Below are 15,434 nucleotides of genomic sequence, written 5' to 3'. Positions count from 1 at the left end.
GTGGCTCAGCCGAGGAGGGCGGCGACCAGCAGGATGACCGGCACGGCGCCCACCGTCGTGATGAGGATGGTGTCGCGGGCCAGCACCGTGGCGCGGTTGTAGCGGGTCGCGTGCACGAAGATGTTCTGCGCCGTCGGCAGCGCCGAGGTGACCACGATCGCGAGCAGCGCGTGCCCGTCGACGCCGAGCAGGACGCTCGCCACGAACCAGGCCACCGCTGGCTGCACGAAGAGCTTGAGGGCCGACGTCGACGCGAGCTCGGCCACCGAGCCGGCCCGGCCCAGCCCCGGGCCCAGCCGCAGCGCGATCCCGTAGGCGACCAACATGCACGGCACGGCCATGTCGCCGAGCAGCCCCAGGGGCGCGGCGACCATCGTGGGCAGCGTCCAGCCCGTGATCGACAGGCCGAGCCCGACCAGTGAACCGACGGTCAGCGGGTTGCGGAACGGACGGGTCAGCAGCTGCCACCACCGTGACCGCCCGTGCGCATCGGCGTCGAGGAAACCCAGCGCGAGTGGTTGCAGGACGAGGAGCTGCAGCAGCAGGGTGGGCGCGACGAACGCCGCGTCGCCCAGCACATAGCTCGCCACCGGGATGCCGAGGTTCCCGGCATTGACGTATGCCGCGGACAGGGCGCCGATCGTGGTGTCACCGAGCGAGCGGTGCCAGACCAGCCGTGCCAGCGCGATGTAGATGCCGGCTGCCGCTGCAACGCCGGCGACCGATGCGATGAGGTTGGCCGACAGCACCTGGTGGACGTCGGCCCGAGACAGCGTGATCACCATCAGGGCAGGGCTGGCGACGAAGAAGGCGATGCGTGAAAGCACCTGCTGTGCACCGAGGTCGACGATCCTCAGGTGGGCGAGCAGGGCGCCGACGGCGATGACGACGGCGATCGTCGTGAACCCGTTGAGTACGCCCTGCACACCGACAGGCTAGGTGGGCGGGCGCAGGACCGGCGCAAGGGTCTCAAGGACCGAGGCGTCCTCGATGGTGCCCGGCACGTTGGGGGTCTTGCCGTCGGCGATCTCGCGCATCGTCTTGCGCAGGATCTTGCCGGAGCGGGTCTTGGGCAGCGCGGTGACGATGTCGACCTGCTTCAGGGACGCGATCGCACCCACCTCGTCGCGCACCCGCTGGTGGAGCTCGGCGCGGATCCGCTCACCGTCGGCCGCACCGTCGACCCCGGCCTTGAGCACGACCAGCGCGCGGGGGACCTGTCCCTTGAGCTGGTCGTTGACCCCGATCACCGCGCACTCCGCCACGGCGGGGTGGCCGGCGAGAGCAGCCTCGATCGAGCCCGTCGACAACCGGTGCCCAGCGACGTTGAGCACGTCGTCCGTGCGGCCCATGACGTAGAGGTAACCGTCCTCGTCGACCAGGCCGCCGTCACCGGTGAGGTAGTAACCGTCGAAGGCGGAAAGGTAGCCGGCGACGTACCGGTCGTCGTCGCCCCACAGGGTGGGCAAGGTGCCTGGGGGGAGCGGGAGCCTGATGCAGATGGCGCCCTCCTCGCCGGCGGGCAGCTCCTGCCCGTTCTCGCCGAGGATCCGCACGTCGTAACCCGGCGCGGGCACCGTGGGGGAGCCCGGCTTGATCGGCATCGGCTCCAGGCCGCGCAGGTTGGCCGCGATCGGCCAGCCAGTCTCGGTCTGCCACCAGTTGTCGACCACGGGCACCCCGAGCCGCTCGCTCGCCCACTCGTAGGTGTCGGGATCAAGGCGCTCCCCGGCGAGGAAGACCGTCTGGAGGCAGGAGAGGTCGTGCCCCTTCATCAAGGCGCCGTCAGGGTCGTCGCGCTTGATGGCCCGGTAGGCCGTGGGGGCCGTGAACATGGCCTTCACCCCGTGCTCGGCGATCACCCTCCAGAACGCGCTCGCGTCCGGTGTGCCGACCGGTTTCCCTTCGTAGAGAACGGAAGTCGCGCCCGTCAGGAGTGGGGCGTAGACGATGTAGGAGTGGCCGACGACCCAGCCGACGTCGCTGGCCGTGAACCAGGTGTCGCCCGGGTCGATGCCGTAGACGTTGCCCATTGACCACCGCAGCGCGACGGCGTGGCCGCCGTTGTCGCGCACGATCCCCTTCGGCCGCCCGGTCGTGCCAGAGGTGTAGAGGATGTAGAGCGGGTCGGTCGCGGCGACCTCGACGCAGTCGGCGGGCTCGGCATCGGCGACCAGCTCGTCCCAGTCGAGCTCCTCCCAGTCGGTGTCGCGCTCGCCGACTGCCGCGCGGGCCTGCTCGCGCTGCAGGACGATCACCGACTCCGGCTTGTGCGAGCTGCGGTCGAGGGCCGCGTCGAGCAACGGCTTGTACTCGACCACGCGAGTCGGCTCCACGCCACAGCTCGCCGCGACGACGACAGTGGGCTTGGCGTCCTCGATGCGTGCCGCGAGCTCCGCGGCGGCGAAGCCCCCGAAGACGACCGAGTGGACGGCGCCGAGGCGCGCGCACGCCAGCATCGCGACGACTGCCTCCGGCACCATCGGCATGTAGATGACGACCCGGTCACCCTTCTCTACCCCGAGCGAGGCCAGGGCGCCGGCGAACGTCGCGACGCGGTCGAGCAACGCGGCATACGTGATCGTCTCGTGGGTGTCGGTGACGGGGCTGTCGTAGTGCAGCGCAGCCTGGTCGCCGCGCCCGGCGGCGACGTGCCGGTCGAGGGCGTTGAAGCAGGTGTTGAGGGTGCCGCCGGTGAACCACCGGTAGAACGGCGGCCGGTCGTCGTCCAGCACCCGCTGCGGGGGAGTGATCCAGTCGATCGCCTTCGCCGCGTCGCCCCAGAAGCCGTCCGGGTCCCTGAGGCTCCGCTCGTATGCCGCGCGGTACGCGCCGTTGCCCAGTCCGCCACCCTTGAGGCCGGCACCGCCGTTGCCGCCATCGTCCATCCCGCGATCGTCCATCCCGCCATCGTGCGGCACCACGGGGGGACCCGCCAGAGCGGTGCGGGTGCGAAGCCGCCCCGTCAGGCGGCGGCGGTCATTCCTGAGGGCGGGTCTGGTACTTGATGTAGGCGCTCGAGTCCCGGTGCCACAAGCGGACCAGGGTCCAGGCGCCGACCGCGAGGAGGGCCAGGGCGAAGGCCTGGGCAAAGAGGCCGGCGGTGGGCAGCAGTCCGCCGAAGAAGCTCCCGACCGCGAGCGCGAACAACACGCTGGCGACGATGCGTCCCCATCGGGACCCGCGTGCCGTCACGCGGGCGAGGTAGAGCCAGAGGGCGCAGGCCAGCGCCGCGGTCACCGTGGTGACGGTGAGGCTGACTCGCAGCACGCCGTCGATGTCCGCTTCGGTCGCGACGAGGTGGCTGGCGGCGGCCTCGCGGGCGATGGCGTCGTGCAGCTGGCCCCGAGTGAGGAAGCCACGAACGATCTCGGCGACCTCGAGCGCGGCGCCGAACTGCATGAGCCGGACGCTGTCGACGATCGAGCGCGGCGGGACCACCGGGCTGCCCGGCCGCCACAACCGCTGGGCCTCGGGCCGCCCGTCACCGGGGCCGTCCGGGCTCAGCACTCCGCGCCACGAGATCTGTCGAGCCATCTGGTTGGTGCTCCCTCCGAGCGATGTGTTGACATCCTGTCTCGGAACCCTGCGCTGAGCCAGTCTCGCGCCCGGTTGTCGGGTGGGCGCCGGAGTTTCTAAAGCCCTCCGGTCGCCTCATCCATGACGAAGGCCCCCTGCACCTGCGTGGGGGGCCTTGTCTGGTTGGCGGAGGATAGGGGATTCGAACCCCTGAGAGCTTTCACTCAACACGCTTTCCAAGCGTGCGCACTAGGCCACTATGCGAATCCTCCGCCGAGGAGGCTACCTGAGCGAACGGCCTGCCCTGAAATCGCCTCAGATGGCGCAGCCAGGTCCGGCCAGGTCCGGCGTGCCGGCCGGGCCAGCGGATTCGCAGACCCGCTGGCCCCCCGTCTACACTGGCGGCAGGCACCCCGTGTGGTGGTACCTCTCCGAACTCCCCCAGGGCAGGAATGCAGCAAGGGTAGGAGAGCTCTTCCAGGTACGCGGGGTGTCCCCGTGTGTGCCCGCCCGTACTTTCGGCCACTCGCCCGAAAGCACGGGCGCTTGGCGGGTCCTGACGCCGTACTTTCGGCCACTCGCCCCGAATGCCTGGCGCGGCCGGCTCAGGTCCGGTGGCCCTCGTCGAGCAGCCGGACGCGGCGCCGGCCGAAGGTGACGGCCGCGTAGGACGCGAGCACCAGGACCATGAGCGCGTTCGACGCGCCGGACCGGGTGAGCAGCGCCGAGGCGGCGACCCCGCCGATGACCGTGAGCAGCAGCGGGCGGGCGTACCAGAAGGCAACCGACATCACGGCCGAGCCCGGCGAGAACAAGGACACCGGCGGCAGGCCGCGGAAGGCGGCCATGAGGTGCGCGCCCGCCACAAGGGCGACCATGGCAAGGGGCCAGACCACCACGGCGACGCCGCCTGTCGACGTCAACGCGACCGCGGCGCCCGCGAGCAGCGCCACGACGGCATACAACAGGGAGGGGGCGACCAGGTGGGCCAGCGCCTCCTGCCCGTACGCCAGCCCGATGAGGGGCGTCGTCCCGGCGTTGTCCCCCTGCAGTCGCATCCCCTCGGCCCAGGCGCCGTAGCCGAGGTAACAGGCGACGATGCCGACGAAGGCGACGATGTTCGGGACCCCTGGGGTCGCCGCGTGGGCGAGCGCCCAGCACCCGCCACCGGAAAGGATCGCGCCGACCATGAGCGCTCCGGGTGATCGTCGCAGCCCCAGCCAGTCACGCGCGGCGACCACGGCCACCGGCCCGCGGGCACGCAGCCGCCGACGACGAAGCCGCGTCGTGGGGGAGGCGACGTCGAGCCGGGCAGCGCGCAGGTCACCCGCGAGCACCGCACCCCCGATCGTCACGGCGCGCGCGGCCTGGGTCCGCAGGCTGACGTGGTGCAGGGCCCGCAGCGAACGGACCTCGCGCAGGACCGTCCCGGGACCTCTCGTGCCGGTGGGCCAGGACCGTACCTGCCCCCACAGCCACGCGCCGGCGAAGCCGAGCCCGACCGCCAGGCCCCCGAGAGTGGTCGGGACGAGGGCCAGCGGCGACGCCACTGCGGCGACCACCATGCCGGTGCCGATCACCGCACCGGTGAGCAGCCCGCCGACCAGGCAGCCGAGGAGGCTGAGCCGCCATGAGCGGCGCAGCACGACGGCGCGGTCGAGGCCGCTGACCACGACGTGGTCGAGGTAGGGCAGGTCGGGCACGACCGGGCCCCGCACCGAGCCGAGCCGGTGCGCGAGCAGCAGGAGTGCCACGACGACGGCACCGACGACGAGGACACCCTGGACCCCGGTCAGGTGACGTGAGAGCCACGCCGGGTCGACGAACTCGAAGAAGGCCCGCGACGCCGGCACCCCGTAGACGAGGGACGCGATCACGGCGACGTAGGCGGCATACACGGCATTGCCGTTGCCCTTGTCGGGCAGGCCGCCTCGGATGACCTCGCGCGCCTGGGCGAGGCGTTCGCGGTCGGTCGCCGGTCCGGCGACCTCGACGGAGGGGTCGCTCATGGGCCGACGATGTCGACCACCGCGTCACCCAGGGCGGCCGTCATGCCGGGGTCGTGGCAGGCGACGACGAGCGCGGCGCCGGTGGCCTTGCGGGCCAGCAGGATGTCGGTGAGCAGCGCGCGCTTGTGGGTGTCGAGCCGCTGCTCAGGTTCGTCGAGCAGCAGCACCCGGGCCGGGCGGAACAGCACCATCGCGAGGTGGAAGAGGTGTTGCTGCCCGGACGAGAGCTCGTGGGGGAACCGTTCGGAGAGGTGGTCCACCTCCAGCTCGGCCAGCATCGCGTCGGCCCGCTCGTCCGCGGTGCCGATGGCCCCGCCCCACGTCGAGTCGATGAGGACGAGGTGGTCGATGAGGGTCAGGTCGCGGTATGCCGTGGGCGAGCCGATGAGCGCGGCCACCCGGGCGCGCGTGGCCGGGTCGCGCTCGTCGAGCGGCTGCCCGTCGAGGCCGGCAGTGCCCGACGAGGCGTCGAGGGTGCCGGCGAGGATCCGCAGCAGGGTGGTCTTGCCGCTGCCGTTCTCCCCGCGCAGGACGACGCACTGCCCGGAGGTGACGGCCAGGTCGACGGGCCGCAGGAGCACGTTGCCGTCGATCTCCTTGGCGACTCCGGTGGCCGTCAGGGTCAGCGGTTGGGTCGTCCCTTCCCCGCCCGGATCCGGCTCGGCGGTGGGCTGTCTGCGCCGTGCGAACATCTGCCTCCTTCGTCGCCGTCAGTGTGCCACCCGGGTCTGGACGCCCGACGCGCGCGGACGCCGCGGATGTCGTCGGGGGCGACTAGGGTTCCCGAGGTGAGCACCGCGTTGTACCGCCGCTACCGGCCCGAGACCTTCGCCGACGTCATCGGCCAGGAGCACGTCACCGAGCCCCTGATGCAAGCGCTGCGCACGGGCCGGGTCAACCACGCCTACCTGTTCTCGGGGCCTCGCGGGTGCGGCAAGACGACCAGCGCCCGCATCCTGGCCCGCTGCCTCAACTGCGAGCAGGGGCCGACGCCGACCCCGTGCGGCACGTGCGACTCGTGCGTCGCGCTCGCCCGCGGTGGCGCCGGCAGCGTCGACGTCATCGAGATCGACGCCGCCAGCCACGGTGGTGTCGACGACGCCCGTGACCTGCGCGAACGCGCGTCCTATGGTCCGGCGCAGAGCCGCTACAAGATCTACATCATCGACGAGGCCCACATGGTCACGCCGCAGGGCTTCAACGCGCTGCTCAAGATCGTCGAGGAGCCGCCCGAGCACGTGAAGTTCGTCTTCGCGACGACCGAGCCCGAGAAGGTCATCGGCACGATCCGCAGCCGCACCCACCACTACCCGTTCCGGCTGGTCCCACCCGGCCAGCTCTCCGACTACATGGGCAGCCTGTGCGAGCAGGAGGGCGTCGCGGTGGCCCCCGGCGTGCTCTCCTTCGTCACGCGCGCGGGCGGCGGTTCGGTGCGTGACTCGCTGTCGGTGCTCGACCAGCTCATCGCCGGGTCGAGCGACGAGGGGCTGACCTACGAGGGTGCGGCCGCCCTGCTGGGCTTCACCGATGCCGAGCTCCTCGACGCGATCATCGACGCCTTCGCCGCGGCCGACGCCGCAGGGGTCTTCCACCAGGTCGACCGCGTCATCGAGACCGGCCTCGACCCGCGTCGGTTCGTCGAGGACCTGCTGGAGAGGTTGCGCGACCTCATCGTCGTGGCGGCGGTTCCGGATGGCGCGTCCTCGGTGTTGCGCGGCGTGCCCGAGGACCAGCTCGAACGCATGCGTCAGCAGTCGGCCGCCTTCGGCGGCGGTGCCCTGTCGCGGGCCGCCGACATCGTCAACGCCGGCCTCACCGAGATGACCGGCGCCACCGCGCCGCGACTCCAGCTCGAGCTCATCTGCGCGCGCGTGCTGCTCCCCGCCGCCTCCGGTGAGTCCGGGTATGCCGCGCGCCTGGACCGCCTCGAACGTCGCCTCGACGTCGAGGGCGTCCCGTCAGTGGCCCGTGCAGCGGCAGCACCCGTCCCCCCCACGTCGCCCTCGGCCCCCGCGGCGCCGGCCACCCCGCAGCCGGTAGCCGTGCCTGCGTCCGAGCCCGAGCCCGTCCCGACCCCCGCACCGGCGCGGGCGGTCGAGCCGCACGACCTGTCGACGGAGCCGCAGCACCAGTCAGGGCCGCCCGAGCGTGTGGCGACCGAGCCAGTGGCGACCGAGCCCCCAGCGACCGAGCCAGTGGCGACCGAGCCGGCCGCTGCCGCAGAGGCGCCGCGCACCAGCACCCCCACCGGCGGCATCGACGTCGCGGCCATCCGCCGGGCGTGGCCGGACATCCTCGGCTGGATCTTCAAGCACAAGCGCACCACGTGGACCCTGCTCTCCGAGCATGCGACCGTCTACGACTACGACGGCTCCAAGGTGGTCCTGGGCATCTCGACCGTCGGCATCGCCAACACCTTCCGGCACGGCCCGCACGCCGACCTGGTCCGTCAGGCGCTCATCGACGTGCTCGGCGTGGACGCACGCGTCGAGGGGATCCCCACCCCCGATGCCGCCGTCTCCGCACCGAGCGGCGAGGCCCACCCCACCGTCGCTCCCGCCAACCGGTTCCCGTCCGACGACCCGGCAGTCAAGGGCGACAACCCCGCGCCGTCGCGCGCCCGGGGCGGGACGGACGGCGGTGCGGCGGGAAGCTCTGGCGGCCCGGCGGCATACGCGGGCCTCGCTGCCTCGAGCCCACCCCCGGAGACAGGTGGCGGCTGGGCGACCGCCTCGTCCGGCCCGTCGAACGGCCCGAGCTGGGCCAGCGACGACGTGGCGGGGGCTGCGTCGACCCCACCCCCCGAGCCGGCGACCGCGCCCGCCGCCGAGCCGGGCACCGGTTCGAGGCTGGCCGCGGCGAAGGCTGCCGTGGCGGCGGAGGAGCCAGCGCGCACGCCTGACACCTATGTCGCCGATGACAGCGCCGCCAGTGCCGACGACGAGGACATCGCCGAGCTGGGCGAGGTCGGCAGGCCGGTCATCGAGCGACTGCTCGGCGGCAAGGTCATCGACGAAGGTCCCTGACCGCTGCGATGCAGGTCGCCGAGCTCCTCACGCGTCCGACCGCAGCCGAGCGGGCGTCGTCGCTGCCCGGCGACGACGTCGTGGCCCCCGCGGACGTCGTGATGGACCGTGCCTTCACCCTTCAGGTTCCCCCCGACGCCGTGTGGCCGTGGATCGTCCAGCTGGGGAAGCGGCGAGCCGGGTGGTACCTCCCCGCGGCGGTCGAGCGGTTCGTGCCGCCCGCCCGTCGAGGGCTGCGGAGGCTCGATGACCGCCACCAGGCACTCTCGGTCGGCGACGTCATCCCGGACTGGGGTGGAGCGGACGCGACGTTCACCGTCGTGGAGCTCGCACCGGCCCGGCACCTGCTCTACGGCTCGACCCGCGGCCGCACCCACCTGACCTGGTGCCTGCGGCTGACATCTGTCGGTGGCCGACGCACCCGGGTGCAGCTGCGGTTGCGGTTGGCGCCGGTCAGGCACCGGTTCGTGGCGGAGCACCTGGGCGGGTTGTTCGACCAGCTCACCGTCATGGGCCTGGCGGCAGGGCTTCGCGAGCGGGTCCAGCCCACCAGCGACACCGCGAGGGCATAGGCTCACTGGTGTGTACGAAGGCGTGGTCCAGGACCTGATCGACGAGCTCGGGCGACTGCCCGGAGTCGGTCCCAAGAGCGCCCAGCGGATCGCCTTCCACCTGCTGCAGGCCGACGCGGTCGACGTGAAGCGCCTCGTCGAGGTGCTCACCGAGGTCAAGGCCAAGGTGCGGTTCTGCGAGACCTGCGGCAACGTGGCGGAGTCCGAGCAGTGCCGGATCTGCGCCGACCCGCGCCGTGACGGCACCGCCATCTGCGTCGTGGAGGAGCCGAAGGACGTGGTCGCCATCGAGCGCACCCGTGAGTTCCGCGGGCGCTACCACGTGCTGGGTGGGGCGATCAGCCCGATCGACGGTGTCGGGCCGGACGACCTGCGCATCAAGGAGCTGATGACCCGGCTCGCGTCGGCCGAGGTCACCGAGATCATCATCGCGACCGACCCCAACCTCGAGGGCGAGGCGACGGCCAGCTACCTGGCCCGTTTCCTGCGGCCCATGGGGTTGCGGGTGACCCGGCTCGCGTCGGGTCTGCCCGTGGGTGGCGATCTGGAGTATGCCGACGAGGTCACCCTCGGCCGGGCGTTCGAAGGCAGGAGGCTTCTCGATGTCTGACGACCTGCGGGTGCTGGCCGACGAGTCGGCCGCCGACGCCCGCGCCTATCTCTCGACGGTCACCGAGGTGGCCTCGGGGACGGCGCCGGACGCGGCGATCCCGATGACGCTCCTCGCGTTGTCCCAGGCGCTCGTCATGGGTGCCCGGCTCGGCGCCATCGAGGACATCCTCCCGGCGGAGCGGTTCGAGGCCGACACGGTCGAGGCCGAGCTCGACCCGCTGCGCACGGGCGTCGCGAACCTCTTCGAGGGACTCGACGAGTACGCCGACCTCGTCGACCCCGTCACCTCCACCGAGCTCGCCACCGGATCACTGTCCAACGACGTGACGGTCGTCGCCTCCGCACTCGCCCACGGGCTGCGGCACTACGACGCCGGGCGGATGTCCGAGGCGCTCTGGTGGTGGCAGTTCAGCTATCTCTCCGACTGGGGCGAGCGGGCGGCCTCCGCCCTGCGGGTCCTGCAGTCCCTGCTCGGCCACATCCGGCTCGACGCCGACGAGGAGCGGGTCTCCGAGGCCGAGTTCGACGCCCTGCACCCCTGACACCCGCGCGGCGGTGCGGGCGTGCGGACGCGCGGACGTGCGGACGTGCTGCAAGATCACTGAGACGCGCTGCAAGAGCACGTGAAACGAGAGCAGACCGAGGGGGTTCGACTGCGATGCAGATGAAGCTGGAACTGATTCCGCTCCCGGTGGCGGACGTTGACCGGGCCATCGCCTTCTACGGCGACAAGCTCGGCTTCACCAAGGACGTTGACGTGCGGCCCGCCGAGGGTGTCCGGATCGTCCAGCTGACGCCAGAGGGCTCGGGTTGTTCGATCGGTTTCGGGACGGGGCTGGAGGTGTACGCGGGTGAGCCGGGGAGTGCCAGGGGCCTGCACCTGGTCGTGGAGGACATCACGGAGGCCCGTGCCGAGCTCGTCCGCAGAGGCGTGGAGGTCAGCGAGATCCACGACTTCGGCGGCGGTGTCAAGGGAGCGAACTTCTCCGATCCTGACGGCAACAGCTTCGAGCTGCAGGAGATGGCCTGGCGCAGGGGCTCGACGTACTAGAGGTACGGCATACCCGTCTCGCCGGAAGTGCGACGCATCTCCGGCGGCGCGAGCGGTCAGGCGATGCGGGTCCCGTTGGGCAGTCGGCGGATCGGCGTCCGCAGCCGCTGACCCGCCACCACCCCGGCGCCGACGCCGGCGATCAGCAGGAACCCGAGACCGAACGGCCAGACCGGAGCGGTTTCGAGGGCCTCGTCCAGCGGGTCCACATAGCTCTCGTCCGTGAAGTCCCCCTGACCTGGGCCCACGAAGCCGGCGCACTCCTGCGCGACGGCGTCCGGCCCGTTGCGCGCCATCCGTGAGCCGGCGCTGATCCAGCGCATGGGAGTGAAGCCGCTGGAGTACATCCCGTTGGTCTTGCGGGGCTGGGAGGGCGCGGCGTCGGCGACCACGACGAACGGGTTGAGCGGCAGCATCCACCAGATGCGCTCCGTGTGCGCCACGGTCGTGCGACGCGTGAACGTGGTGCAGTCCGCGCGCGTCGGCTCGACCTGGCTCTTCTGGATCTGCTCGAGCTGTTCGGGGGTGAGGTTGGGGTCGTTGGGGTCGAAGGCGGGGGCCTGGTGGGTCTGGTACCACGACTCGGGGATGCCGAAGACCTGCTGGGTCTCCTCCTGGGTCACGAGGAAGGCGCTGAGCCCGAACCCGATGGTGGTGCCGAAGACCAGGGCTCCCATCGTCAGGTACGTCAGCACGGCCGAGGCGACAGGTCGCGCCGTCAGCGTGGAGAACATCAGGCCGATCGCGCAGACCACCGCCAGCACGAGGACGAGCACCACCAGGGACATCACGATGCCCCCCGCCGAGATGCCTCCCTCGAACCAGGCCCAGGCCAGGAACGGCAGCGCGCTGGTGAGGAAGGCCAGCGAGATCGCCCACGCCGAGAGCAGCTTGCCGAGCGCGATGTCCCAGGGTGAGAGCAGCGTCGTCTGCAGGGTCGCGAGGACCCCGTGCTCACGGTCGCCGTTGACCGAGGTCGCGGTGAGCGAGGGGACGATGAGCATGGACAGGCCCAGCACGAAGAAGACGACGATGTCGTACATCGCCGATCCCGATCTGAGGTCGGGGTCGTTCGTCGCCCAGTAGGCGAGGAAGGTGACCCCCGCGATGAGGATGACCCAGACCGCCAGCACGATCGGCCAGCGCGAGGTGCGGACTCGTTGACGCAGCTCGAGGGCTGCGATCGTCCGGATGCCGTGCCAGCTCATCGCCGGTCCTCCGTCGCTGCGAGGTAGGCGGACTCGAGGGCGCCCTGACTGGGAGCGAAGGCGATGACCCGGATGCCGTCGCGGACCAGGTCGGCGAGCAGCCGCGCGGCGTTCTCCTCCCCGGCCACTTCGACCTCGGTGAGGCCGCCTCCGACCCGGATCGCGGGGACGTGGTGTTCCTCGAGCCAGCTGGTGAGGTCCTCGGGGTCGAGCGAGTCGATGCGCCAGGAGGCCATCGCCGTCGCGACGAAGTCCGCGTCGAGGCTCTGGGTCTCGAGGCTCCGCCCGCGCGCCACGATGACGGCGCGGTCGGCGACCTCCTGGAGCTCAGTGAGGATGTGACTGGAAACGAGCACCGTCTTGCCTTGTGCCGCAAGGGATCTCAACACATCGCGCAGCTCGATGCGACTGCGCGGGTCCAGTCCGGAAGCCGGCTCGTCGAGCAGGAGCACGCTGGGGTCGTTGATGAGGGCGCGGGCCAGGCCGAGCCGCTGCTTCTGCCCTCGCGAGAGCACCCGCGCGCGACGGTCCGCGAGGTCGTCGAGGTGCACCGTGTGCAACAGCTCGTCGGTGCGGGCCCGTGCCCGGTCCGCCGGCATCCGGTATGCCGCGGCGATGGTGTGCAGCACCTCGCGCACCGTGAGCGCGTCCCAGGTGCCGAAGCCGTCGGGCATCCACCCGATCTTGGCCCGGACCTCGGTCGGCTGGCTGACGGGGTCGAGCCCGTCGATGCGGATCTGCCCCTGGTCCGGCACGAGCAACGTCGCCATCATCAGCAGCAGCGTCGTCTTGCCCGAACCGTTGGGACCGATCAACGCCGTGACCTCGCCCGGCTGGGCCGTGAGGCTGATGCTGTCGACGGCGAGCACGTCCCCGAACGCTCGCCGCACCCCCTGTACCTCGATGCTCATGCGCGAAGGCTAGCGGTGCAGGACCCGCCTGCCATGGGCTTTCGTACTCACCCGCGTCCGGCATGCGGCACCCACGTCCCACGATGAGGACGGCAGTTATGCTGGCGACTCCGCACCGCCGCACCGCCGTCTCGGGTCCACAGGAGTTCCAACCGTGCCGATCGTCGTCCAGAAATATGGCGGCTCATCGCTGGCCGATGCAGCCAGCATCAAGCGTGTCGCCCGCCGGATCGTCGAGGCCAAGAAGGCCGGGAACGACGTGTGCGTCGCCGTGTCCGCCATGGGCGACAGCACCGACGAGCTGCTCGACCTCGCCAACCAGGTGAGCCCGCAGCCCCCGCCCCGCGAGCTGGACATGCTGCTGACTGCGGGGGAGCGCATCTCGATGGCGCTCGTGGCCATGGCGATCGCCGACCTGGGCTACACCGTGCGCTCGTTCACGGGCAGCCAGGCGGGCGTCATCACCGACTCGTCGCACGGCAGGGCCCGCATCATCGACGTGACCCCGGGTCGGGTCACCGACGCCCTCGACAAGGGCCACATCGTCATCGTCGCCGGGTTCCAGGGCGTCAGCCAGGACACCAAGGAGATCACGACGCTCGGCCGCGGCGGGACCGACACGACCGCCGTCGCGCTGGCGGCCGCCCTCAACGCAGAGGTGTGCGAGATCTACACGGATGTCGACGGGGTCTTCACGGCCGACCCGCGAATCGTCCCGGCTGCCAGGAAGATCCACCGCATCTCCAACGAGGAGATGCTCGAGCTGGCGGCCTCTGGGTCGAAGGTCCTGCACCTGCGCAGCGTCGAGTACGCCCGCCGTTTCGACATCCCCATCCACGTTCGCAGCTCCTTCTCAGCGAAGGAGGGCACCATCGTCACGGACAAACCAGTTGAAGGAGACACCGTGGAAGCCCCCATCATCGCCGGTGTCGCCCACGACCGCAGCGAGGCCAAGATCACCGTCGTCGGCGTCCCGGACCATCCCGGCAAGGCGGCGGCGATCTTCCAGACCTGCGCCGACGCCGAGATCAACATCGACATGATCGTGCAGAACGTGTCCGCGACCGAGACCGGCCTCACGGACATCTCGTTCACCTGTCCCAAGACGGACGGCCAGACCGGGGTGCATGCGCTGAGGAAGGTGCAGGAGTCGGTGGGCTTCGCCTCGATCCAGTACGACGACCAGATCGGCAAGCTGTCGCTGGTGGGCGCCGGGATGCGGTCGCACCCGGGAGTCTCCGCGACGTTCTTCAAGGCGCTGGCCGACACCGGCGTCAACATCGAGATGATCTCGACGTCTGAGATCCGCATCTCGGTGGTGACGCGGGCCGAGGTCCTCGACGACGCCGTGCGAGCGGTCCACTCGGCCTTCGGGCTGGACTCCACCGAGGGCGAAGCCGTGGTCTACGGGGGCACCGGCCGGTGACCTCACTCGCCTCGAGGGCCCCGCGCCCGACCCTCGCACTGGTCGGAGCCACCGGAGCCGTGGGGGCGGTGACCCAGCAGGTGCTCGCGATGCGGGCCGACATCTGGGGCGAGATCCGGGCCGCCGCCTGCGCCGAGGATGCCGGGACCGTGCTGGTCGTGTGCGGCCGCGAGGTGGTCGTCCAGGAGCTGTCGCCCGAGTTCTTCGACGGCGTCGACATCGCCCTCGTCGACGTCCCTGCCCCGGTGGCTGCCCTGTGGGCGCCCATCGCCGCAGCCCGTGGTGCGGTCGTCATCGACAACAGCTCGGCGTTGCGCGGCGACCCCGACATCCCCCTGGTCGTCCCCGAGGTCAACCCCCTGCAGATCCGCAACCGGCCCAAGGGCATCATCGCCAATCCCGGTGCCACGACGTTGACCATGATCGACGCCCTCGGCGTCCTGCACGCCGGTTGGGAGCTCACCGAGCTGGTCGTGGCCTCCTACCAAGCGGCCTCCGGTGCCGGACGGGTCGGCATGGGCCGGCTCTACGACGAGCTCGAGGTCGTCGCCGGCCACCGCGAGCTCGGCCACCAGCCGGGTGACGTGCGGCGGCTGATCGAGCACGAGCTCGGCGCCGAGTCGCCGTTCCCGGCGCCCCTGGCCCTCAACGTCATCCCCTGGATCGGGGTGGCGGCCGAGGACGGCTGGACCTCCGAGGAGCTCAAGATCCGCAACGAGACCCGCAAGGTGCTCGGGCTGCCCGACCTGCGCGTCTCGGCGACCTGTGTGCGGGTCCCCGTCATCACGACGCACTCCGTCGCGGTCCACGCCACGTTCGCCCGCAAGATCGACGTGGCCGAAGCCCGCCAGGCCCTGGTCGAGGCGCCCGCGGTGGTGGTGCTCGACGACCCCGACAGCCTCGAGTTCCCCACGCCGTCTGACATCGTCGGCTCCGACCCGCGGTTCGCGGGGCGGTTGCGCCAGGCGCTGGACTTCCCCAACACCCTCGACTTCTTCATCTGCGGCGACAACCTTCGCAAGGGCGCTGCGCTCAACATGGTGCAGGTCGCCGAGCTGGTCGCGAAGGACCTGACCGTCGTCGGCTGACCGTCAGTCGTC

General features: G+C 71.2%; 14 protein-coding genes, 1 tRNA gene and 1 other RNA gene. 8 read left to right on the top strand and 8 right to left on the bottom strand.

What is annotated here, in order from left to right; translation table 11 throughout:
* Nucleotides 1-5 precede the first annotated feature (5 nt).
* From AC1DWR_RS15990 to AC1DWR_RS15975, 4 genes are all read right to left on the bottom strand, one after another.
* Nucleotides 6-926, bottom strand: a complete 921-nt coding sequence (locus AC1DWR_RS15990) for an AEC family transporter (RefSeq protein WP_477614515.1) — start codon at nucleotides 924-926, stop codon at nucleotides 6-8.
* Between the two features lie 9 nt (nucleotides 927-935).
* Nucleotides 936-2,888, bottom strand: a complete 1,953-nt coding sequence (locus AC1DWR_RS15985) for a propionyl-CoA synthetase (protein WP_477624863.1) — start codon at nucleotides 2,886-2,888, stop codon at nucleotides 936-938.
* Between the two features lie 91 nt (nucleotides 2,889-2,979).
* On the bottom strand, nucleotides 2,980-3,537 hold the full coding sequence (locus tag AC1DWR_RS15980) for a hypothetical protein (protein WP_477614516.1): 558 nt from the start codon (nucleotides 3,535-3,537) through the stop codon (nucleotides 2,980-2,982).
* Between the two features lie 166 nt (nucleotides 3,538-3,703).
* A tRNA-Ser gene (locus tag AC1DWR_RS15975) sits at nucleotides 3,704-3,791 on the bottom strand.
* Nucleotides 3,792-3,923: 132 nt separating this feature from the next.
* Here AC1DWR_RS15975 and ffs point away from each other — a divergent pair.
* An RNA gene (ffs, locus tag AC1DWR_RS15970) (signal recognition particle sRNA small type) lies at nucleotides 3,924-4,022 on the top strand.
* 102 nt (nucleotides 4,023-4,124) lie between these two features.
* Here the strand turns inward: ffs and AC1DWR_RS15965 are convergent.
* Both AC1DWR_RS15965 and AC1DWR_RS15960 read right to left on the bottom strand, forming a co-directional pair.
* A complete protein-coding gene (locus AC1DWR_RS15965) occupies nucleotides 4,125-5,528 on the bottom strand; it encodes a hypothetical protein (protein WP_477614520.1) in 1,404 nt (467 codons plus the stop codon).
* On the bottom strand, nucleotides 5,525-6,220 hold the full coding sequence (locus AC1DWR_RS15960; protein WP_477624757.1) for an ABC transporter ATP-binding protein: 696 nt from the start codon (nucleotides 6,218-6,220) through the stop codon (nucleotides 5,525-5,527). The genes AC1DWR_RS15965 and AC1DWR_RS15960 overlap by 4 nt, the downstream gene beginning before the upstream one ends.
* 96 nt (nucleotides 6,221-6,316) lie before the next feature.
* Between AC1DWR_RS15960 and AC1DWR_RS15955 the strand changes: the two genes are divergently transcribed.
* The 5 genes from AC1DWR_RS15955 (at nucleotide 6,317) to AC1DWR_RS15935 (ending at nucleotide 10,789) form a co-directional block, all read left to right on the top strand.
* Nucleotides 6,317-8,554, top strand: a complete 2,238-nt coding sequence (locus AC1DWR_RS15955) for a DNA polymerase III subunit gamma and tau (RefSeq protein ID WP_477624756.1) — start codon at nucleotides 6,317-6,319, stop codon at nucleotides 8,552-8,554.
* 8 nt (nucleotides 8,555-8,562) lie between these two features.
* Entirely contained in the window at nucleotides 8,563-9,126 is a 564-nt protein-coding gene (locus tag AC1DWR_RS15950; protein ID WP_477624755.1) for a hypothetical protein, read from the top strand.
* A gap of 10 nt (nucleotides 9,127-9,136) precedes the next feature.
* Complete coding sequence (gene recR / locus AC1DWR_RS15945; RefSeq protein WP_477614524.1) at nucleotides 9,137-9,736, top strand: recombination mediator RecR; 600 nt, start codon at nucleotides 9,137-9,139, stop codon at nucleotides 9,734-9,736.
* Entirely contained in the window at nucleotides 9,729-10,280 is a 552-nt protein-coding gene (locus AC1DWR_RS15940; protein ID WP_477614525.1) for a DUF5063 domain-containing protein, read from the top strand. The genes recR and AC1DWR_RS15940 overlap by 8 nt, the downstream gene beginning before the upstream one ends.
* Before the next feature lie 122 nt (nucleotides 10,281-10,402).
* Complete coding sequence (locus AC1DWR_RS15935; protein WP_477614526.1) at nucleotides 10,403-10,789, top strand: VOC family protein; 387 nt, start codon at nucleotides 10,403-10,405, stop codon at nucleotides 10,787-10,789.
* Nucleotides 10,790-10,845: 56 nt separating this feature from the next.
* Here the strand turns inward: AC1DWR_RS15935 and AC1DWR_RS15930 are convergent, their stop codons facing one another.
* Together AC1DWR_RS15930 and AC1DWR_RS15925 are read right to left on the bottom strand one after the other, a co-directional pair.
* Nucleotides 10,846-11,997, bottom strand: coding sequence for an ABC transporter permease (locus AC1DWR_RS15930; protein WP_477624754.1), 1,152 nt, complete (start codon nucleotides 11,995-11,997; stop codon nucleotides 10,846-10,848).
* Complete coding sequence (locus AC1DWR_RS15925) at nucleotides 11,994-12,908, bottom strand: ABC transporter ATP-binding protein (protein WP_477614528.1); 915 nt, start codon at nucleotides 12,906-12,908, stop codon at nucleotides 11,994-11,996. The genes AC1DWR_RS15930 and AC1DWR_RS15925 overlap by 4 nt, the downstream gene beginning before the upstream one ends.
* Nucleotides 12,909-13,062: 154 nt before the next feature.
* On the opposite strand from AC1DWR_RS15925, the gene AC1DWR_RS15920 reads away from it, so the two are divergent.
* On the top strand, nucleotides 13,063-14,334 hold the full coding sequence (locus tag AC1DWR_RS15920; RefSeq protein WP_477614529.1) for an aspartate kinase: 1,272 nt from the start codon (nucleotides 13,063-13,065) through the stop codon (nucleotides 14,332-14,334).
* A complete protein-coding gene (locus AC1DWR_RS15915) occupies nucleotides 14,331-15,422 on the top strand; it encodes an aspartate-semialdehyde dehydrogenase (RefSeq protein WP_477614530.1) in 1,092 nt (363 codons plus the stop codon). Before AC1DWR_RS15920 ends, AC1DWR_RS15915 begins: the two co-directional genes overlap by 4 nt.
* Nucleotides 15,423-15,434 lie beyond the last annotated feature (12 nt).

Source organism: Pedococcus sp. P2_E2, assembly GCF_056403955.1.
This window is presented reverse-complemented; position numbering and strand designations above follow the sequence as displayed.